This is a genomic window from Arsukibacterium sp. (genome assembly GCF_033721375.1).
GTDB lineage: Bacteria > Pseudomonadota > Gammaproteobacteria > Enterobacterales > Alteromonadaceae > Alishewanella.
On the sequence record NZ_JAWWAP010000014.1, the window covers coordinates 1 to 20,045 of the forward strand.

A 20,045-nucleotide genomic window follows, 5' to 3' on the forward strand; every position below is an offset into this window, starting at 1 on the left:
AGTACGAATACGCTGTAATGAGTTGGTGATTTCTTCCATCGCGCCTTCAGCGACCTGCGCTAATGAAATACCATCGTTGGCATTTCGGGCTGCCTGGTCTAATCCATTTACCTGACTGGTCAACCGGTTCGAAATCTGTAATCCTGCCGCATCATCGGCGGCACTGTTAATCCGAAGACCCGATGACAAACGCTTAAAAGCCGTATCCAGTGCATTACCAGATTGAGACAATTGGCGCTGCGCATTTAATGATGAAGTGTTGGTGTTTACGTATAAGGCCATGGTGTGCTCCTAAAATCTGCATTCGTGCTTAATCGTTAATCGCTAAGCTGTACCCTTGATACTTAGTTATCGTCGGCCTGAATTTTTTCTTTAATTTTTTTTATCAAAACATCTATGCGTCAACAATTGTGCTGATCGTTTTTTCCATTATAGTGTAAGGATGCTTAATCACTTTCTGGACATTAATAGTGCCTAAATCAACAGAGTTTACCTCACTGGATCAAGCGTTTGCGGATATGAAAACACAAAATGAGCTATACAAGCCTTCGTCATTCTGGGCTGATGCTTCTGTGAAAATTGCTGCAGCTCTGAAGCAGCACGGGGTTGAAAATTTTCGCCGGATCGAAGAAAACCTGAGTTTCTTTGTCCCAACCTACGGCTACCCTGGGAATAGCTTTAGCCAGGAAATGCAGCGCGAAATCTCTGCATACATACAGCGCTCGTTTCCGAATGCGGTAAAGCCACAACAGGCTATTGCCTTGTTGCTTAGTGGCTATCAGTCGGCTCTTGCTGACTACAGAGTGTTTTTAGCCGCAGAGAATCATGGGAAATCTCCCTGCCTTTCGAACTTTACAGAGTCAGACTTTGGTAATCCACTGGAGCAGTTTGAGTTTGACCAGAAGCGTTACAGTCGTTCCTCATTGAACTATCTGCTTGGTTTACAGCTACTGAAGCAACATATTGACGAGGAAATCCATACGGTGCTGGAAATTGGTGGCGGCTTCGGCACCCTCGGTGAAATTCTTGCTAAAAGTGATATATCCAATCTGCGTTATATTGATATTGATATTCCGCCCACTTTATTTGTTGCTGAACATTATCTCAGCAATGCACTACCTAACCGAAAAGTAAGTGGTTACCTCGAAACTAAACACGCAGACGTGCTTGAAATTGATAAGCTATCAGAGATTTCTGTGCTTGCGAGCTGGCAATTACCTAAACTCAGAGGCAAGGTAGATCTTTTCGTCAACTTTATCTCGTTTCAGGAAATGGAGCCGCATATTGTGCAAAACTACTTTTCTTACGTCGACCAGCTACAAAGCACCTGGATACTGCTTCGAAATATGCGTGAAGGTAAACAAGTGAAAAAGACTGCAGACGACATCGGGGTAAAGCAACCGATTCTCAGTGACGATTACATCAGGATGCTACCCAATTATCATTTGGTTAGTCGACAGGTACACCCATTCGGCTTTAAAACAGTCGATAACTATCATTCCGAACTGCTGTTGTTTAAACGCAAATGAAAATGTTGAAGCAGTAACGATAAGGGTTATTACCTTAAATAATCAAACAGACTTACTCCGGATACTTTGGTGAAAGTGGACGAAATTGCTTGAAGGGCAATTTCCTGCTTGGTGATTTCGGTTAAAGCCGCAGCGTAATCCACTTCAGCTAAATCAGCACGATATGCTTTATTATTGATCGTTAAATCTTCATTAGTACCAAACACGCTATCCAGCACATTTACCCGACCACCGATTGAAGACAACGTGCTGTCAATTTTCGTCGCTGCAGATGTAACCTGAGTCAGGGTGTCACTGATCGCTTCATCAAAATCCCCCCCCGACAGCGCAGGATTTTCCAGGGCGGTAATAAACTCACCAATAGTGGTCAGGATATTCTTTTTCTCAGGCGCCTGCAGCGAAAAATCGACCTGTCCCGGCACGGCCGCAGCACCGCTTATCTGGATCGTCAAGCCGTTAAACTGGATAGGGGCATCAGGCACAAAAGTACCGGTTACCGGTGGCACCAGTGAACTGCCATTTTGCTGGATCTCATAAGTGGACGGTGCTGTCAAAACCACATTAAAGTCGTTATTTGCGGGTGTCAGTCTGTCATAATTCTGCTTGTAAAAAGCATCGAATCTACTTTGATCAGTGACCGATACCAGTGCGCTTGTGGCACCACCGGCAACAATACTGGCGGCAGTGGTTTTTAACCTGGCATCAATATTTTCAAACACCTGTTTACCACTGTCGTTCCCTGGCAACGCGATTGTGGGCGAAATTTGCAGTGCTTTCTGACCATCATCCCCCTGAAATTCATAGATACCGGTAGCGGGGTTAAAGGCGTAAGTTTGCTTTTTATCTTGAAAACCCGAAAAGATATAGCCCCCTTCAGCGTTACGAGTGTTCATCAGATCGAGCAGTTCTACCTGAATATTTTTCAGCTCCTGTGCCACGGCTTGTTTATCATCATCGGTGTAGGCACCATTGCCCGAGGCAATAGCCAACACTCTGGCACGATCAATTGACGTACGCATATTGCTTAATATTGTCTCTTCCAGCGCCAGGTTATTTTTCAGCAACACACTGTTGCTCTGAAATTGTTCGACCTGCTGCAGATTCTGATCTAAGCCCAGTACTTTTGCTGAAGCTGCCGGGTCGTCTGCCGGGGTCAGAATACGGGTTTGCTTGGTTAACTGGTCTTGTGCCCGGTTCATTTTCTGTTGAGTATTCAGAATGCCGTCTAATCCGGCATTAAACTTCATATTAAATGATAATCTCATTGTTACCTCACCGATGCCAATAAGGTGTCAAATATGGTTTGCGATGTCGAAATGATTTTAGCTGCTGCAGCATAGGTTTGCTGAAAACGGACTAAATTCGACGCTTCTTCGTCCAGACTTACGCCAGATAGTGATTCATACCAGGCGGTAGTCTGATCCAGTAGTGCTTTACTGGCGGCTTCATTATTTCTGGCCTGACTGGTTCGCTCACCAATTAAGCTGACCATATCGGCATACGACTGATTAAAGCTGACCGCATTCGCACTGTTGGGTCCAGACAGCGGATTTAACCGGGTTGTTTTCGACGTTTGCAGCGCAGAGAACGCCAGACCGTTCCGGTTATCGTTAAAACCGCCGTCGTTAAAACTGATTTTAAAGGTATCCCCGGTTGCTGGGATGCCCGTGACTGAAAAATCAAACCCGACATCTACTCCGGCCTGGGCAAAAATATCCTGATACTGATTTGAGCCAAAAGCTGCCGTGGCGACCGGATTTCCTACATTATCGACAATTTCAAATGTATTACTGCCAGTATAGGTCATTGTCCATGGACCGTTGACTAATCCGGCAGGGGTATCAAAGCCATACGCAGGTGGGGTTGCCGGTGAAGTATCCGTAACCTGTAACTCTTCAACCCGGGCATTACCCAGATTAGCCACAGTCAACTCAGTACGTACTGGCAGCGCAAGTGCGATATCTTCCGGTCGGTTTGTGGCCATTTGCAACGTCCGGGATGCCGTACTCAGAGGTTTAAGTTCAAATTTATCCCCTACTGCTGGCGCACCGGTCAGAGTAATTTCCAGACCATACAAATCGCCGGCTGCATCAGCAGAACTTATCGTTGCCGGATAGGAGGCAATTGCCACCACTTTATCGGAACCCGAAATAACTTCACCACGGGCATCAAGCGCCTGAATACGCACTCCGCCGGCTTCAACTGTTAATAAGAAATCGTTTGGGGGTAAGCTGTTGCCCTGACCTGGTTCAATCCGGACACTGACAGCACCGGCTCCGGTATTCGATGAAAAAGCGTAACCATTGCTTTCGGGTAAGATAAACAGATCACCGCCAATTTCGCCGTTTAAATCCATACCCAGCCGATTCTGGCGGTTCATTGCATCCGTCATCGAAAACGCCAGTTGGCCTAGACGGTTCTGTGTCGGGACTAAAATTTCTTCGCGGAACTCGAGCAAGCCGCCGATTTTGCCGCCAACAGCCTCTATATCAATATCACGCTCTACGCTTTCACGAGCTGATAATTGTAGCTTTAACTCCCGCTGTGCTGGATCAGGCTCACCTCGCAAGGTCATCAGGTTAAACTGGCCGCGCTCTACTACCAGTGATTGCCCGGTGCCCAGAAATACCAGTTTTTCCCCATTTTTTGCATCAAGGGTTTTAATCTCAACCATTTCTGCCAGCTTTTGAATCGCAAAGTCACGCTTATCATATAAATCAAGGGGGACTGGGCGACTGGCTCCCTCACCAAATGCCGCGATCTGCAGGTTCAAATCAGCAATTTGTTTTATGTAGCCATTAGTTTCGCTGGTGTAGATATCCAGTTGCTGGTTTACAAAGTTCTCCTGATCCAATACCAGGCTGGATAAGGTGGAAAACTTATCCAGTAGTGCCTGGGAACTGCCGATGATCAGCTGCCGGTTGGCCAGAGTAGCCGGTTCATTATTGGCAATCTGAAATTGCTTAAATAAATCATTTACCCCGGTAGCAATACTGTTGGCAGGATTAGAAAACAATGCATCTACCCGGTTTGCTTCTGAAACATATTGTTGGGCAAACGAAAAGTTTGACGTATCACGACGTAATTGCTTTTGGGTAAACTCGTTTACTAACCTTTCTGTTGTGCCTCTGCCTACACCCAAACCCAATTGCTCAGCTTCAAATTCTGTGCGCTGCCTGACATAACCCGGGGTATTAATATTGGCGATATTATTACTTGTGGTATTCAGCAGCGTCGAATTAGCCAATACGGCTGAGGTACCAATTCTAAGTAAATTATCTGACATAGGTTGCTCCGTTGCCACGTCGGGTGGCTAACATGCTATTCATCGGCGCCAAGATTAAAATCTTGAGCGACATTTAGCTCGGCCCTGACCTGATTAAAGGTAGGGCTTTGATAGACTGCCATAATTTTTTTGGCATATTCCGGGTCTGTGGCGTAGCCCGCTGCCTGTAATTCATTAAAATACGCTGCCGGCTCCGCAGTGACCTGCAGCGCCTGCTGATAGCGTGGGCTGTTACTGATAAAACTGGCGTAATCCTGCAGGCTGTGTTCCGGCGAGCCGTAAGAGCGAAACCGCGCTTGCTCTTTTTGGGCTACACCGCCGCGAAACTCCAGCGTATCGACTACCGCACTGTCACCCTGCCAGTTGCTCTGGGCTTTAATCCCAAATAAATTAAAACTATTTTCACCTTTGGCCGTTTTAATCATCCGCTGACCCCAACCGGTTTCCAGCGCGGCCTGAGCAATCATTGCCATTGGATCCAGGCCCAAAGCTTTAGCTGCCTGTTTTGCTGCCGGCAATAATTTACGGACAAATTCCTGAGGAGAGTTAATTTGCCAGTCAACTGGCTTACTCTTTTCAGTTGCAGCTGTCATGGATGCTGCCTCGGGCCTGGCAACAGATGGCGTAGCTGCCGGCAAATCTGCTATTGCTTGCAATGTTTGCCTGACACCCGAACTGAGTTCACTGCGGTTTAAGGCCCTGCTGACATCTGGCCGCTCAGGTAACGGATTAAAACTGGCGGTACCCGGCATATTAAGTTCAGTATCTTTCTTCGGACGACTGATACCCGCTGTCGGGTCAAGCTGTGCCACTAATAAGTCAGCCAGCCCCAGCGCTCCTTTTTGGGCTAAATCGGTGGCTAACTGACTGTCATGCATGTCACGATAAAACTCAGTAGTCTGACTATTCATCATACCTTCGGCTTCAAACGCCGAATTGGCTTTGCGCATACTCGTCAGCAACATACTCATAAAAATTGCTTCAAACTGCTCGGCTGCCTGCCGTAACCCCGCTTTTTCGTCAGTTTTGGCTGCAGTTTTGATATTCTGCAGGCTGTTGACATCATGATAAGAAACTTGGGTTTTGGTCAGGCTCATGTTAAATCACCACCAGCTCGCCGTGAATGGCACCAGCCTCTTTTAACGCTTCTAAAATAGCCATTAAATCGCCCGGCGCGGCGCCAACCGCATTAACGGTGCGGACTAAATCATCCAGGGTAACACCCGGGTCAAATTTGAACATCCGAGAGTCTTCCCGACTGACGTCGATAATGCTGTTTTCTTCTATTGCCGTTACCCCTTCGCCAAACGGATTGGGTTGCACCACCTGCGGGTTCTCAGCAATGGTCACTGTTAACCCCCCATGGGTGACTGCCGCCGGAAATAATCTGACGTCTTTACCAATCACTATGGTACCGGTACGCGAATTAATAATAATTTTTGCTGAGTGACTGGCCGGCGCGAACTCCAGATTTTCCAGGGTCGATAAATACGACACGCGCTGTGATAGATCACGCGGCGCTCTCACCTGCACTGAAGTTGCATCCTGTGAATAAGCGGTCTCAGGGCCGATAAACTGATTAATCACTTCTGCCAGCCGTTTTGAAGTGGTAAAGTCAGCCTGTTTTAAATTAAAAGTAATAAAATCGCCATTGCCAAAGGGTGTGATCACCTCCCGCTCTACCATAGCACCGTTTGGAATACGCCCGACAGTTGGTGTGTTAACCAGAATGCGCGAACCATCCAGGCCCTCAGCACCAAGCCCGCTGACAATCAGACTGCCCTGCGCTATGGCATAGACATTGCCATTGAGACCGGTCAGAAAGGTTTGTAATAAGGTACCACCGCGCAGACTTTTGGCACTGCCTACAGACGATACCGTAATATCAATCGTCTGACCGGGCTTGGCAAAGGCTGGTAATTCAGCATGTACCGCAACAGCCGCCACATTTTTTATCTGGCTACGCTGACCGGCTGGCAGATTTATACCAAAGTTTGCCAGCATGGTCCGGAAACTTTGCTCGGTAAACGGGCTTTGTTCGCCCGTCCCGGGTAAACCGACGACCAGGCCATAACCAACCAACTGGTTGGAACGCACACCATCAATATCGGCCACGTCTTTAATCCGCGCAGCATGTGCCGGCTCATTTGCCAGCAGCAGAGTCAGCAACACTGACAGAGCGCCCAGCCATTTGATCTGCAACATAGTCTTACCTCTGAAAAAAGTCACCGGGATCACCTTAATACCATTCACTAACAGGGTCACGACATTCAGAATGGCCACAAAGGCCCATTAAAGAACCGGCTTAACCAACCTGGCGACTGGCCATAATGGTGCGAGCCGGTGCCACTGTATTCAATTCGGGCATTGGCTATCTTATTTGACTCAACAGTATTGTTAACGTCGACATCCTGCGGCCGGATAATTCCGGTTAACCGGATATATTCTTTGCCGGTATTCAGGGTTAGCCACTTCTCGCCCCGGATGACTAAATTGCCATTGGCCATTACCTGCAATACATTGACCGAAATATCGCCTACCAGACTGTTACTCTGATCAGCTTTGGCATCACCGGTAAATTCATTTGTGGCACTGGCCCCAAACTGCAGCACATTGCCGGCAGCGGAAATTGCACGCCCACCGAGACCAACGCCGGGCTGAATATTAACCGTACTTTCTTTTTCAGTTTCTGTTTTAGCCTGCTTGGAAGCCTGGGTGCGCTCACGCAGCACGACGGTAATAATGTCACCTTCATGCCGGGCTTTGTTGTCAGAATACAAGCTGTTGGAATGATGCTGCGCAAACAGCGAGCCTGTCTTTAAAACCGGACGCGGGGCGGGCTCGGGCGGAATTGGCGAATAATATGGATCATCAGCAAACGGCTGCTCTAACGAAGCACAACCGGATAACAATGACAAACCCAGTACCGCTGACAGTACCAAAATAACAGTACGCATAACGCCTCCGTTTATAATTGCTGAATCGCAAAACCCAACATCTGATCGACCGAGGAAATCACTTTAGAATTCATCTCATACACCCGTTGTGATTCGATCAGACTGACCAGTTCTTCTGTCACATTAACATTCGAGGTTTCCAGTGAACCCTGGACAATAATACCAAGCCCTTCCAGCCCCGGAATACCCTGCACCGGATCGCCACTGACTGCGGTTTCTTTAAATAAATTCTGACCCGTCGGCTCTAAACCTGCCGGATTAATAAAGTTGGTGACAGTCAACTGGCCCAATACCGCGTTATCAACCTGGCCAGCGAGGCGAACTGACACTTCACCGTCCTGTGACACCGTGATACTGGTTGCATCAGGTGGAATAACGATATTAGGTTGTACCTGAAAACCTGCACCGGAGGTAACCAGATTGCCATCACCATCGACGGTAAACTGACCATTTCGGGTGTATGAAATCGTGCCATCGGGCATCAGTACTTCAAAAAAACCGTGGCCCTGAATCATCATATCCAGACTGTTTTCAGTAGTAATCATATTACCCTGAGTAAAGTTTTTCTGAGTTGCGACTACCTTAGTACCGGCACCAATCATTAAACCATTGGGCAACTCAGAGTTTTGCGATGAGCGACCACCAGGCTGATTAACGTTCTGATACAACAGATCTTCAAACACGGCCCGGCTCTTTTTAAAACCCACTGTGCTGGCGTTTGCCAGGTTATTTGAAATAACCGAAATATCACGCTGTTTGGCGTCTAAACCGGTTTTACTTATCCACAGAGCTGGATGCATCTGTTACCTCCCGGGGCTCTCGCCCATTAATCAGTTACTAGCCCATGATCCGCAGCAAGGCGTTCTGCTGACGGTCCATTTCTTCGGCACTTTTCATCATTTTCACCTGCAGTTCAAACTGGCGCTGCAGACTAATCATATGGGTCATTTCTCCGACAGCATTGACATTGCTGCCCTCGTAGGCGCCGTGTAACAGGCTGACATTAATATCGGCTGCGGCTAACTGGCCATCTTTACGCCGGAACAAGCCATCAGTACCTTTGGTAAGATCTGCATACACCGGGTTTACCAGTTTTATCCGGCCGACTTCTTCCAGCGCATTCGCTGGTGCGCCCTGCGGTAAAGCACTGATAGTCCCGTCCTGGCCAATTTCTAATTTTGCCAGCGGTACCGGCAGTTGGATCGGGCCACCATCACCTATCACTGCCCGGCCATTGGCTGTTTCCAGCATCCCGGTAGGACTTAACTGTAAATTACCGGCCCGGGTATAAGCCTCATTGCCATCGGCGTCTTGCACCGCAAACCAGCCATCGCCCTGAATTGCAATATCAAGCTCGCGCTCAGACATAATGACCGGACCCGCGTCAAAGTTTTGACCTGGCTGTTCTGTCATCGCAAATACCCTGGACGGCAGTCCTTCGCCAAAGGCCTGCATTGCCCGGGCCTGTTCAAAATCTGCTTTAAAGCCAACGGTATTGCTGTTTGCCAGGTTGTTCGCCCGCACGCTGATGCCATGCATATTTTCTTTGGCACCACTCATGGCGATATATAGCAAATGGTCCATAACGCACTCCGTTAAAGGTTTCTGCTAATTCTAAAGCAACTTTAATGCCAGTTAATGTAACGCCAGCCAGCCGGATAAAAAAACACCACCCGAAGGTGGTGTTTTAGCCAACGTGTAAGCTTGTTTAACTTAACGGATCTGCAGCACTGTCTGTTGTAATGTGCTGTTTACTTCCAGCGCTCGTGAGTTCGCCTGGAAGTTACGCTGGGCACTGATAAGGTCAACCAGTTCGGTCGTCAGATTAACATTAGATTGTTCCAGGGCCGACGCATTAACCGCACCGAAAGTACCGGTGTTGCCCTGACCACCTATTGGCTCACCGGAGGTTAAGCTTTGCTTCCAGGACGTATTACCAACCTGTTTCAGGCCCTGCACATTCGCGAACCGAACCAGAGTAACCTGGGCTAAGTACGATGAGTCACCATTACTGTACGTGGCTAGTACCCGGCCAAATGAGTCAATATCAACCCCGGTCAGGCTGCCCACCGTAGTACCATCCTGGCTTAAGTTATTGACATCAAAGCCTGACGCATACTGGGTTGGCGTCCGGGTGCCGGAAGCATCCCGAAAGTTAACTACCACATCATTTGCGTACTGCGCGCCATTGGTTAAATAGCCGTTTAATGGGTCGTTTAACGTGGCGGCCGGCAAGCGTATTTCCGGAATAGGCGGCGTAATAAAATTACCGCTGGAATCAAAGAAAACGTCGTCTCCCTGAATCCAGGAGCCAGCAGCAGGAGGCGCGGCCACATTATCATCCCAAACCGCATAAGTTTCCCACTGTGAAGGAGCTGGCGCAGTCGTATCTACCTTTCTGAAATAGGTAGTAAGAATATGCGATTCGCCCAGGCTATCGTATACCGTAACTGAAGTAGAGTGGTTATACGTTGCCCGATCAGTGGGGTCAAACGCTACACTGGCCGTCTCCAGCGCTCTGGAATCAACATTCATACTCAGAAAAACATTGTTGGTTTCACGCGGAGCACCCGCTGAAGTCGGAATTGCAATCGGAGATGAGGTACTTAAACTTACTGAACTGTTCTCCCCGGTAACCGGGTCAACATTAAAGCCCTGCAGAAAGTTGCCGCGGTTATCAACAATAAAGTTATCTTTATTGAGTTTAAACGCACCTGAACGGGTATAGGTTAAATCCTGAGATTGCAGGTCCGGTGTCGTTGCGAAAAAGCCTTCACCGGTTATTGCTAAATCAAGTGAGTTATTGGTAAATTGCAACGATCCCTGGTTAAACTGTTGCGCCACGGTTGAGGTAGTAACACCATCCCCTACCTTAGTGCGTCCCGAAGAGAAAATAGATGTCGCATAGACGTCAGCAAACTCAGCCCGCGACTCTTTAAAGCCGGTAGTATTAACGTTGGCAATGTTATTTGCCGTTGTGTCCAGATCTTTCTGGGCAGCAGCCAGGCCGCTTAATGCTATTTGAAAACTCATAAATCACCTCACCTTAAACGGTTACTTAACCGTAAGAAACTTCCAGAACATCAGTTAATTTTATTGCTCCTAACCCAACCAGATTAAGAGTAATTCCTTTGCCATTGCCTGCCAGGCTGACGCTGGATACCGGCGTAAACACATTTACCGGTATCGACTCATTTTTGCCGGCAAAACTGGCTTCAACTTTAATTTTGTAAACACCAGGTGGCATCGGCTCACCGTTTGCATCGGTGCCATCCCAGACAAATTCGTTTTTGCCCAGCGCCGGATTGCTGACGTCAAAGTTAGTCACCAGCTCACCATTGGGCTTTTCTATCCGCACCCGCATGTTGTCAGCGGCGCGATCAAGATTAATATGGCCCCGGGATAAGGTTTCACCGGTAAACACAATTTCATCTGATTGGGTAAGCACTGTCCGGCCTACCAAAGAGGATGCCTGCAACGCCTGATTCGAAGTCATGCTCTCAGACAGCCCTTTAAAACTTTCATTCAGCGAGCCGATACCATCAGCCATGGTAAAATTGGTCATCTGAGCAATCATCTGATCATTTTCTACCGGCTTAGTTGGATCCTGATATGCCAGTTGCTGAGTTAGCAACGCAAAAAAGTCAGACTGGGTTAGTGCGCCATTATTTTTGTCCGGCACTTTATTGCCGTTATCCCAGTACATGCCATCCAGCGCCTGGTTAGTGTTAATAGTACTCATCTGTTATTCCTTATTAACTCTGGCCCATTCGCAGGGTACGCATAATCATTTGCTTGGCAGCATCTGCTGTCTGCACGTTAGTCTCGTAGGAGCGGGAGGCAGAAATCATATTTGCCATCTCTTCCATAATGTTGACATTAGGCTTATAGATATAGCCATTTTCATCGGCCAGGGGGTGGTTAGGCGCATATTCAACATTAAGCGGGGCATCAGACTCGACAATACCCAACACCTTAACCCCGGCGCTGTCCCCTTGCTGTCGCCTCGCCTCTGAAAGCTCTGCGGCAAAAACCGGATGCCGCCCCCGATACGTTTCTGCGACACTGCTGCTAACGCTGTTGGCATTAGCAATGTTACTGGCAGTGGTATTCATTCGTACCGACTGAGCGGTCATGCCACTGCCTGAAATATCAAATACTTTTGAGATACTCATAATTATTGTCCTGAGCCAGTAAGTGCTTTTTTCAATCCAGAAATCCGGCTGTTCATAAAGGTTAAACTGGCCTGGTATTCCAGGTTATTCTGCATAACAGCATTGCGTTCACGATGGATATCCACGCTGTTGCCATCACCGGTATCAGGTTGATCCGGATAACGGAATAAGGTGTCTTTGGCCATAGTGGAGGCAATATGAAAGTGCTGCTCGTGCGTGCGGCTGGCGCTTTGCCCCTGACGCGACTTTGCTAACTGCAAGGCTTGCTGAAAATCAACGTCTTTGGCTTTGTAGCCCGGGGTATCAGCATTGGCAATGTTTTCGGCCAACACTTCAGAGCGTTTTTCACGAATTAACAATGCATGGGGATGCATGCCAAATGCTTTTTCAAAACTGATTGCCATTTTTTTGCCACCTCTATGGAACTATGGCAAATCAAATGCAAAACGCAGGCCAGTTTTTCAGCGGTTGAGATTAAACCTTTTTACGGTAAATAATGCCGGGGTTACAGCGCAGCATTTCAAAATCATTATTGACACTAGAGATAGATTCGGAGGCGCCAAGAAACAAATAGCCTCTGGGATTTAAGGACTGGGCAAACTGTTTAATAATTTTTGCTTTTAAATCAGGGGAAAAATAAATAAGGACATTACGGCAAAATATGACATCGAACTTGCCCAACAACGTATAGCTGTCAAGCAGGTTTAAATGGCGAAAACTGACGTTTTTCCGGACAAAATCTTTCACCCGCATCATACCATTGCCACTGTCTTCAAAGAACCGGCTGCGCCGCTCGGGTGATAAGCCGCGTGACAGGGCCAGTGCATCGTATTCGCCCCGCTGACAATGCTCAAGCATGGTATTTGAGATGTCGGTACCCAGAATATTTAAGCCCAGACTAAATGCCCCTGGCCGGCTTTGCTGATACTCCAGCCCGGTCATCGCGATAGAATACGGTTCTTGTCCGGACGAGCTGGCGGCAGACCAGATTTTAAGAGTACGGCAACTTTTTTCCAGTTCCGGCAAAATTTGTTTTTTCAACAACTCATAGGGATAGGTATCGCGAAACCATAACGTTTCGTTCGTGGTCATGGCATCGATGACCGCAGAGCGCAGTTGTCGTTCAAACGGGCTTAAGGTTTTGCTGACCAGTTCAGATAAGGTGGCAATGTTAAAGCGGTGCATCAGCGGCCCCAGCCGGCTTTTTACCAGATATTGTTTGTTGTCACCCAGCACAATACCGCACTGCTGTTCGAGAAAATCCCGAAACAGTTTATATTCGCCTTCCTGTAGCTCTTTATTGGTCACTACTCGCCCTTAGCGCTTATTCTGCATGCAGCCACTTTTGCACCGATTCTGCCAGTTCGTCCGGATTAAATTTCGCAATAAAATCGTTAGCGCCCACTTTTTTAACCATTTGCTGGTTAAACACTCCGCTTAACGAAGTATGCAAAATAACATGCAGGTTTTTTAACTGCGGATCAAGCCTTATCTCAGCGGTAAGGGTATACCCATCCATTTCTGGCATTTCAATATCTGAAATCAGCAAGCCTACTTTCTCGGTAACGGAACTCTGGCAGGTTTTCGCCACTTGTTGTAAGTATGTCAGTGCTTCGCGGCCGTTGTTCACCAGGTGCATTTTCACCCCCAGCCCTTCCAGTGCTCTTTTTACCTGATTGCGGGCCACTGTCGAGTCGTCAGCAATCAGAATAAGCCGGTCACCCAGATCGCTGCTGATGGTTGCAGTATCTACATTACTACTGATTTTGGTTGGCGATGGTGAAATTTCCTCCAGAATCTTCTCAACATCAAGAATTTCAACCAGCTGATTGTCAATTTCTGTCACCGCTGTCAGATAGCTCTGTTTCCCGCCGGTGCCTTTTGGCGGTGGCATTATCGCTTCCCAGTTAATATTAATAATGCGTTCCACAGAACTGACCAGAAAGCCCTGCACCGAACGATTATACTCGGCGATAATAATAAAAGCGGTAGCAAGATCAACCACCGGTTGCCCCCCTGTTGCCAGGCTCAGATCAATAACTGAAATGGTCTGGCCCCGGACATGAGCGATGCCACGCACAAACTTATTGCGCCGGGGAATGGCGGTCAAGGGTGGACATTGTAGTACTTCACGTACTTTAAATACGTTTATACCGTAGCGTTGCTGGCCAGTCAGTTTAAACAGCAGTAACTCCAGCCGGTTCTGACCGACCAGTTGGGTACGCTGATTGACGGAATCTAAAATGCTGGCCATAAGCCACTCCTGTTACAACATTCTGGCGCTATTATTGCAGCAACGTCTGTGGCGGTAACACTTTGACGCAGCCAGAGCAGACTGTTTCGGGCGTTAAACCGGCAAAGCTAGTTCGGCGCCCTGACGTTAATATAATTTCGTTACACGGCAATAGTATAACTGTTAACCCATAAAGCATAGCTGAAACCATATGATTAAGTACGATAAATTTTATCAGGCATTTTTTATCTCATTATTTTTTATCAGTAATATGACCTGGGCAGATCAATCTGGCATGCAACAATACAGCCCTGAGCAACTTACTGAAATGACAGCACAATGGCTCAGAAATGAGCTGGGGATAACGACAGACAGTCAGGTTGAACTTGATGTTACGCCGCTGGATAGCCGGATTGGTGATAAAACGTGTTCAGATAAGCCAGAGTTCAGCCGGCCGTATAGCAGCAACTCTCGTCAGTTCACCGTTAATATCAGTTGCAGCAAGCCTGGATCCTGGCAGCTGTATTTACCGGTAAAAGTCACTGAAATGGTTGCAGCGGTAACTGTCCGTCAAAATATTGCTACAGGAACGGTAATAACGGCCGATATGTTGCAGATGGAAGATAAGGAACGTCGGTTTGTCCGTGGCAATCTTGTCAGCGATCCGCGTCAGATAGTTGGCGCCCGCAGCAAAAGATCGCTGAACAATGGTCAACTGATTACAATGCAGGATCTTTGTCTTGTCTGTCGCGGGGATGTTGTTACAATACTGATTGATAACAGTGGTCTTAGTGTATCGGCCAGCGGTATTGCCGAACAGGATGGGACCCTTGGCGACACTATAGCTGTGCAAAACCAGCAGTCTGGTCGGAAAATTCAGACAGAAGTTGTTGCTGTTAATCAGGTAAGAGTAAAATTTTAAAAAATAAATTAAAGTTTTTTAAAGCTCAGCCGTTAACCTGAACATAAGGAACTGGTTTAAGGTAAAGAGGTTCTATCATGGCGATAAATATCAATAACCTGCAGAATACTTCTCAGGTGAAGAATGACAAAGTTGATCAGAATGTACAGCGGCAGCAAACCACTGTGCAACAAAATGCAACGCAACAGGCAAACCAGCAAGGTGCTGCCCAGCGTCAGGACTCAGTCTCAATAACTCCGCAGGCTAAGCAATTTACTAAATTGCAGGAAAAGGCCAATGCCGCTACTGGTGTTGATCAGGAAAAAGTTGACAAAATTAAGCAGGCCATTGCCGAAGGCAAGTACAAGGTAAATGTAGAGCAACTCGCCCGGCGGATTATGCAATTCGAAGGTGATTTGTTTAACAAATAATGATGAACAGCCAATTTGAACCTCTTAGCTCCCTGTTAACACAACAGCAAGCGCAATTGGATGCGCTGCTGTTGTTATTGCGGCAAGAACTTGCCGCCCTTGCCGCCCGTGATATAGACGTCCTCAATACCCTCACCACAGACAAGCAAAATCTACTGACAGAAATTCAACGGACAGATACTGAAATAGCAACCTCTCCTTTATTGCAAAACGCGCGAACGGAGTCTTGGTTTGAACAACAAATCAGTTCGCTGGAGCACTTATTAGCTGATTGTAAGCAACAAAACGAAGTCAATCAGATAACACTCGAACAAAGCCAGTTAACTTTGCAGCGTTTTAAAACAGAATTATTATCGGCCAGAGGGAAATCCGGTTTAACCTATACCAATAAAGGCAAACCCACCATTGATAATATGGGTAAAGGTATTAAAGCCTGAACGGAATTATCAGGCGCTGCGCTTACTGCCCATTGAGCCTGGGTTCAATAGTAGTGAATACTTTTTATTTTCTGGCGCGGATAAACATTTTGGTATAGATGATATACCTGCTCAAAGTCCAGCTCTAACTCAGTAATATAAGCATCGTCCAGCGCATAGGTCTTTACGACCCGGGCCCCACGAATAACCCCCTGTACCGACGTACTGAACTGATCATTACCTGCTACCATCGCGCGTAAATTATTACTGCTGTCAATTCTTTGACCATAAACCTGCTCAGCCAACTCGCGATACGCTTCCAATTTAGATGCCCGCATGGCCAGTAGCATTTTCTGGCTGTCGGACTCTCCTGGCTGCAGTGAAATCGGCGCCACACCAACGGCATGCAATAACGGAAAAGCATCAGGCTTAACCGCTGCATATTCAATATGTTTATCAAAGATCTGGCTGCAACCGTTGAGTAATAATGCAGAAAGTGTGATAAAGACTAATTTCATCATAAGGCATCCGTAGTCAGCACAGTAGCTGAATTAATTACTATGTTATTACTATCTGATTATTAGCAATTTCTGCGCCACCTTCATTTAAGGATCCTGGTATTGTTGTCGCATAAAACTAATTCGCACAAAACTAAGGCATAGTTTTTGCTTCTGATAGCAAACGAAGATGATTCCAACTCATTATTGGCGACCTATGAAATTACGATTTTTAGCCGTTAGCTGCTGCGCTTTTATACTACCTGCTTATGTTAGTGCTAACTGGTATGAGATGACCGGCCAGGCGGCGATCGAACAAGGTGATATAGCAAAAGCCAAACAGGCAGCCATTGCTGATGCGCTGGAGCGAGCCGCTTTATTTGCCGGTGTCAGGGTAACCAGTCAGCAACAGTTAGTTGCCGGGGTAATGCAACAGCACCAGCTTAGTCTGGACAGCAGTTCAGAAATCCGGGAAATCAGGCTGCTTAGCGAAAACTTCAGCAACGATTATGTAACGGTAACCCTGCAAGCGGAAATTCTGCCCCAACAGCAAAGTTGTCAGGGCAGTCAGCAAAAAAAACCTCTGCTACTGGCCAGGGTCGAACTTAGCGCCCGGCGCGATGCTATTCACGGCCAATTGTTTGAGCTGGATAAAAATGCTACTGCACAACTTTCCCGTCACCTGCAGGATTACAGCCCTGCGGTGGTTATCAATGAAGTAAATTACAGTTTGCAGCCGGAACTGATGACGGACATTACTAACCGCCAGTTATTTAACGACGGTCAGCAATTTGTGTTAGTGAGCCAAATTACTGATCTGTCGCTGGGGAAACAAACCAGCCGTTTCTGGCAGGACGACCGTTTCGAGCGCTTTTTTGCGCTTGATGTTGCCCTTTATGATGTGTTTAATAATCAGCTGCTGTTCCAGCAACAATACCGGACCCAGGCCCAGTGGAACAGCGAGCTTAAAGTGGCCGGTAGCCACAGTCAGCAATTCTGGCAACAGCCTTATGGCCAGAAAATTGATACTGTATTAAAAGCCGTTGCCAAAGACATTCAGCAACATACTCAGTGCCAGGGTTTACTGGCGCAAATCAGTCATATTGACCAGCATCAAATCGCCATTAATAAAGGCAGCCGTCAGGGACTGCAATTAGGCGATAGCGTAACGGTAATGCAAATCCAGCGCTTTGCCGGCAAAGATGGGCTGGAAAAACTGCATAAAAGCCCGGTAACGCTGACAATTACTGACATCAGCACCGATAATGCCTGGGCCAGTGCCAGCACCCCTACTCTGTTAAGCCACTTACAAATTGGTGATTTGATAAGCATAAATAACTCAGTCATTTAGCGGACGTAAAAGATACAACAGACATTAAAGCAGTAAGGCGTTTTGCCGTTCACTTAAGCTATTTATTCTGTTAAACTTTCGCGCGTCAATTTCCGCTTATTTGCCCTATAGTTAAATGGATATAACGGCCCCCTCCTAAGGGGCAGTTGCAGGTTCGATTCCTGCTGGGGCAGCCATTTTATTCTAAATTTACACTTACCAGCTAGTCTGGCCATTTTCCAACACAAACTGCGGAATAAGCTGACTGGCACTGGCCAGGATGGTTTTGTTTTTTAAATTCATAATTCGCACATTTACCTGGGCCCCGTGCTGGTTATGCTGCACGGTACCACTTAATACGTAATCTATCCGCTGGTTGGCAGCTACCTGCCCGGCCCGGTTACTGAACACGGCATCACCCTGTGCCGTGAGCTTGATACCTGCTGTCAGTTTATGGTCAACCATAGTGAGCCCGTAACGTGGCAGTTGCTGTAAAAAGCGCTCGGCCAGCACATTGCCCAGCGGGTGTAAATGATCGCGGCCAGGAGTGAGCTCAGCAAAGCCGGCAACGGCGACGGTGGCATCCGAGATGAGAGTCGCACTTGTATGATAAAGCTGCATCGCCAGTTGGGCGACATAGTCGTCGAGCTGTTTATGACTGGCATACAGCCGGCTGCTTGCTGGATATGCCTGCACAGCATTGACGGCTTGTACTTGCTGCAGATCAGCGCCTGACGCCGTCATAATATAAGAGCTTGCAAGCGGAGGTGGGTTGTTGTTCGAACTAGGTTGTTGCTTAAAAGCTAACATGCTGCAGCCGCTGATAGTTAAAACCGCACTGCAAAAACCCGCCAGGAAAATTGTTTTTATCATGATAAAGCCCGATATACTAAACGTCTGTTTTAGTATATCGGCGCTTGCTGCGTTATCTTTAGCCGCTCGGGAAAGACGGATTAAAACTATCTAATCCGCATTACCTGCTCGCCCTGACGGGAAATAACGGCCTGGACAATATGACGGGGAATAAAGGTCCGGGCTGCTGATACCACCCGTTTGTTATCTATTTGCACCAGTCTGGCATTCACTAATACCCCCTGCTGATGGGTGGTAAGGGTGCCGGTTACCACATAACGAATGGCCACTTCATCTGACAGCTCTTCATAATTGCGGCTTAACACAAAATCACCCGTTTCTGTTACCCGGATATAATCGGTAACTTTGTAGTCCAGCACCGGTACGCCAAATTTGTGCAGATCGTAGATCATCGCTTCACTCAGGTGATTACTGAAAACAGAGCCCTGATCAAGAGCTGAATCGACATAGCTGAAGTCAGTTACGCCAATCTGACTGTCACTGTCCAGACTGTGTTGCAATGCCATTAATTCATGCACCAGATTCCGGACGTAATCATTTACCGTCAGTAACGGCAAACGGGCTGAGGTTTGCATATCATTGCCGGCTGGGGAAACAGAACTGGGTAATGAGGCGATCCGCTGCGATCTGTTGTCCTGCATATCGCCATTTTGGCCGGTAACAGTAACAGTGTGCTCTGGCGCTGCACAACCGCTAACTGCCACAACTATTGCTAAAATTGATAACCGTTTCATTTACTCTCTCCTGCCGGACTTTGCCGGTAAAACATCGCGCCACGTTTGTTAATTTGCTGCGTGCTCCACAGCACATTTGCCGGAATATAATCCGTCACGGCAGCTAATACTTGTTTTGATGGAATATGAATTAGCCGGGCGTTAACAATTACTGCGTCCTGTTGCAGCGTATAGGTGCCCGTAAGCAGAGTATTGGCTTCGCCTTTGCTATTAATATCAGCCAGTTGCCGGCTTAGCGCCTGTTCATAGCCATCTGCCAGCATCACCTCATTACTCAGCCGGTACTCGTAAACGGCGTAACCAAACTGTCGGCTATGAGCAAGCATGCTTTCGCTTAGCTGATTGGCGAAATCCCGCTGCTCTGTGTTAGCGTCCCGTAAATGTAATGCTGTGGCCGGCAGAAAACTGCTTACGGCAATCTGCGGCCGGGTAAGCCATAGAGGGCTGTCGTTTAGTTGGGCAAATAATTGCCTGGCCAGCCGTTCGGTATAGAAACCCAGCGGCTGAGGACTCAATTCAGAAGATGATGGTGTCGTTTCTGCAGGTGCGGTCCGGTTTACACAACCGGCCAGCAGCGCCAGTGTCAGCAGGCTTACTGTAACCAAGCAAAGCCGATTCATATTTACCTCTTTCCAAGCCTGATTGCTTTTGCCAAATTCAAAAGCAAGATCCAGGCCAGAAAA

The 20,045-nt window shown here is 47.5% G+C and carries 22 protein-coding genes, 1 tRNA gene and 1 pseudogene; 6 read left to right on the top strand and 18 right to left on the bottom strand.

The window, feature by feature from the left end; genetic code table 11:
- Window positions 1-282: pseudogene (locus R3187_RS18025) on the bottom strand (flagellin FliC); the annotation flags it as partial.
- Window positions 283-518: 236 nt separating this feature from the next.
- Between R3187_RS18025 and R3187_RS18030 the strand changes: the two are divergent.
- Window positions 519-1,529, top strand: coding sequence for a putative sugar O-methyltransferase (locus tag R3187_RS18030; RefSeq protein ID WP_318968457.1), 1,011 nt, complete (start codon window positions 519-521; stop codon window positions 1,527-1,529).
- 29 nt (window positions 1,530-1,558) lie between these two features.
- On the opposite strand, the gene flgL is transcribed toward R3187_RS18030, so the two are convergent.
- The 13 genes from flgL to R3187_RS18095 all read right to left on the bottom strand — a co-directional run bounded on the left by flgL (window position 1,559) and on the right by R3187_RS18095 (window position 14,201).
- Window positions 1,559-2,794 (bottom strand): flagellar hook-associated protein FlgL, encoded by a 1,236-nt coding sequence (gene flgL, locus R3187_RS18035; RefSeq protein WP_318968458.1) that lies wholly within the window; start codon window positions 2,792-2,794, stop codon window positions 1,559-1,561.
- Between the two features lie 2 nt (window positions 2,795-2,796).
- Window positions 2,797-4,815, bottom strand: coding sequence for a flagellar hook-associated protein FlgK (gene flgK / locus R3187_RS18040; protein WP_318968459.1), 2,019 nt, complete (start codon window positions 4,813-4,815; stop codon window positions 2,797-2,799).
- Between the two features lie 35 nt (window positions 4,816-4,850).
- The gene (flgJ, locus tag R3187_RS18045) at window positions 4,851-5,912 is read right to left on the bottom strand and encodes a flagellar assembly peptidoglycan hydrolase FlgJ (protein WP_318968460.1); all 1,062 of its coding nucleotides are present in this window, start codon (window positions 5,910-5,912) and stop codon (window positions 4,851-4,853) included.
- A gap of 1 nt (window position 5,913) precedes the next feature.
- Entirely contained in the window at window positions 5,914-7,020 is a 1,107-nt protein-coding gene (locus R3187_RS18050) for a flagellar basal body P-ring protein FlgI (RefSeq protein WP_318968461.1), read from the bottom strand.
- 65 nt (window positions 7,021-7,085) lie between these two features.
- Complete coding sequence (gene flgH / locus R3187_RS18055) at window positions 7,086-7,772, bottom strand: flagellar basal body L-ring protein FlgH (RefSeq protein ID WP_318968462.1); 687 nt, start codon at window positions 7,770-7,772, stop codon at window positions 7,086-7,088.
- A gap of 11 nt (window positions 7,773-7,783) precedes the next feature.
- Window positions 7,784-8,572, bottom strand: a complete 789-nt coding sequence (flgG, locus tag R3187_RS18060) for a flagellar basal-body rod protein FlgG (RefSeq protein WP_217666768.1) — start codon at window positions 8,570-8,572, stop codon at window positions 7,784-7,786.
- A gap of 37 nt (window positions 8,573-8,609) precedes the next feature.
- The gene (gene flgF / locus R3187_RS18065) at window positions 8,610-9,356 is read right to left on the bottom strand and encodes a flagellar basal-body rod protein FlgF (protein ID WP_318968463.1); all 747 of its coding nucleotides are present in this window, start codon (window positions 9,354-9,356) and stop codon (window positions 8,610-8,612) included.
- Between the two features lie 129 nt (window positions 9,357-9,485).
- Window positions 9,486-10,805, bottom strand: coding sequence for a flagellar hook protein FlgE (flgE, locus tag R3187_RS18070; RefSeq protein WP_318968464.1), 1,320 nt, complete (start codon window positions 10,803-10,805; stop codon window positions 9,486-9,488).
- 25 nt (window positions 10,806-10,830) lie between these two features.
- Complete coding sequence (locus tag R3187_RS18075; RefSeq protein WP_318968465.1) at window positions 10,831-11,514, bottom strand: flagellar hook assembly protein FlgD; 684 nt, start codon at window positions 11,512-11,514, stop codon at window positions 10,831-10,833.
- 13 nt (window positions 11,515-11,527) lie between these two features.
- On the bottom strand, window positions 11,528-11,947 hold the full coding sequence (gene flgC / locus R3187_RS18080) for a flagellar basal body rod protein FlgC (RefSeq protein WP_318968466.1): 420 nt from the start codon (window positions 11,945-11,947) through the stop codon (window positions 11,528-11,530).
- Between the two features lie 2 nt (window positions 11,948-11,949).
- The gene (flgB, locus tag R3187_RS18085; RefSeq protein ID WP_318968467.1) at window positions 11,950-12,351 is read right to left on the bottom strand and encodes a flagellar basal body rod protein FlgB; all 402 of its coding nucleotides are present in this window, start codon (window positions 12,349-12,351) and stop codon (window positions 11,950-11,952) included.
- 70 nt (window positions 12,352-12,421) lie between these two features.
- On the bottom strand, window positions 12,422-13,255 hold the full coding sequence (locus tag R3187_RS18090) for a protein-glutamate O-methyltransferase CheR (protein ID WP_318968468.1): 834 nt from the start codon (window positions 13,253-13,255) through the stop codon (window positions 12,422-12,424).
- A gap of 16 nt (window positions 13,256-13,271) precedes the next feature.
- A complete protein-coding gene (locus R3187_RS18095; protein WP_318968469.1) occupies window positions 13,272-14,201 on the bottom strand; it encodes a chemotaxis protein CheV in 930 nt (309 codons plus the stop codon).
- 190 nt (window positions 14,202-14,391) lie between these two features.
- On the opposite strand from R3187_RS18095, the gene flgA reads away from it, so the two are divergent.
- The 3 genes from flgA to flgN all read left to right on the top strand — a co-directional run bounded on the left by flgA (window position 14,392) and on the right by flgN (window position 15,949).
- Window positions 14,392-15,102, top strand: coding sequence for a flagellar basal body P-ring formation chaperone FlgA (gene flgA, locus R3187_RS18100; RefSeq protein WP_318968470.1), 711 nt, complete (start codon window positions 14,392-14,394; stop codon window positions 15,100-15,102).
- 77 nt (window positions 15,103-15,179) lie between these two features.
- Complete coding sequence (gene flgM, locus R3187_RS18105; RefSeq protein ID WP_318968471.1) at window positions 15,180-15,512, top strand: flagellar biosynthesis anti-sigma factor FlgM; 333 nt, start codon at window positions 15,180-15,182, stop codon at window positions 15,510-15,512.
- Between the two features lie 2 nt (window positions 15,513-15,514).
- On the top strand, window positions 15,515-15,949 hold the full coding sequence (gene flgN / locus R3187_RS18110) for a flagellar export chaperone FlgN (protein WP_318968512.1): 435 nt from the start codon (window positions 15,515-15,517) through the stop codon (window positions 15,947-15,949).
- 44 nt (window positions 15,950-15,993) lie between these two features.
- Here the strand turns inward: flgN and R3187_RS18115 are convergent, their stop codons facing one another.
- Complete coding sequence (locus R3187_RS18115) at window positions 15,994-16,449, bottom strand: LPP20 family lipoprotein (protein ID WP_318968472.1); 456 nt, start codon at window positions 16,447-16,449, stop codon at window positions 15,994-15,996.
- 193 nt (window positions 16,450-16,642) lie between these two features.
- Here R3187_RS18115 and R3187_RS18120 point away from each other — a divergent pair, with 193 nt between their 5' ends.
- Together R3187_RS18120 and R3187_RS18125 are read left to right on the top strand one after the other, a co-directional pair.
- A complete protein-coding gene (locus R3187_RS18120) occupies window positions 16,643-17,776 on the top strand; it encodes a flagellar assembly protein T N-terminal domain-containing protein (protein WP_318968473.1) in 1,134 nt (377 codons plus the stop codon).
- Between the two features lie 101 nt (window positions 17,777-17,877).
- A tRNA-Arg gene (locus tag R3187_RS18125) sits at window positions 17,878-17,952 on the top strand.
- Between the two features lie 19 nt (window positions 17,953-17,971).
- On the opposite strand, the gene R3187_RS18130 is transcribed toward R3187_RS18125, so the two are convergent.
- From R3187_RS18130 to R3187_RS18140, 3 genes are all read right to left on the bottom strand, one after another.
- Window positions 17,972-18,499, bottom strand: a complete 528-nt coding sequence (locus R3187_RS18130; protein ID WP_318968474.1) for a FlgO family outer membrane protein — start codon at window positions 18,497-18,499, stop codon at window positions 17,972-17,974.
- Between the two features lie 215 nt (window positions 18,500-18,714).
- Window positions 18,715-19,362 (bottom strand): FlgO family outer membrane protein, encoded by a 648-nt coding sequence (locus tag R3187_RS18135; protein ID WP_318968475.1) that lies wholly within the window; start codon window positions 19,360-19,362, stop codon window positions 18,715-18,717.
- The gene (locus R3187_RS18140) at window positions 19,359-19,982 is read right to left on the bottom strand and encodes a FlgO family outer membrane protein (RefSeq protein WP_318968476.1); all 624 of its coding nucleotides are present in this window, start codon (window positions 19,980-19,982) and stop codon (window positions 19,359-19,361) included. The genes R3187_RS18135 and R3187_RS18140 overlap by 4 nt, the downstream gene beginning before the upstream one ends.
- Between the last annotated feature and the right edge of the window lie 63 nt (window positions 19,983-20,045).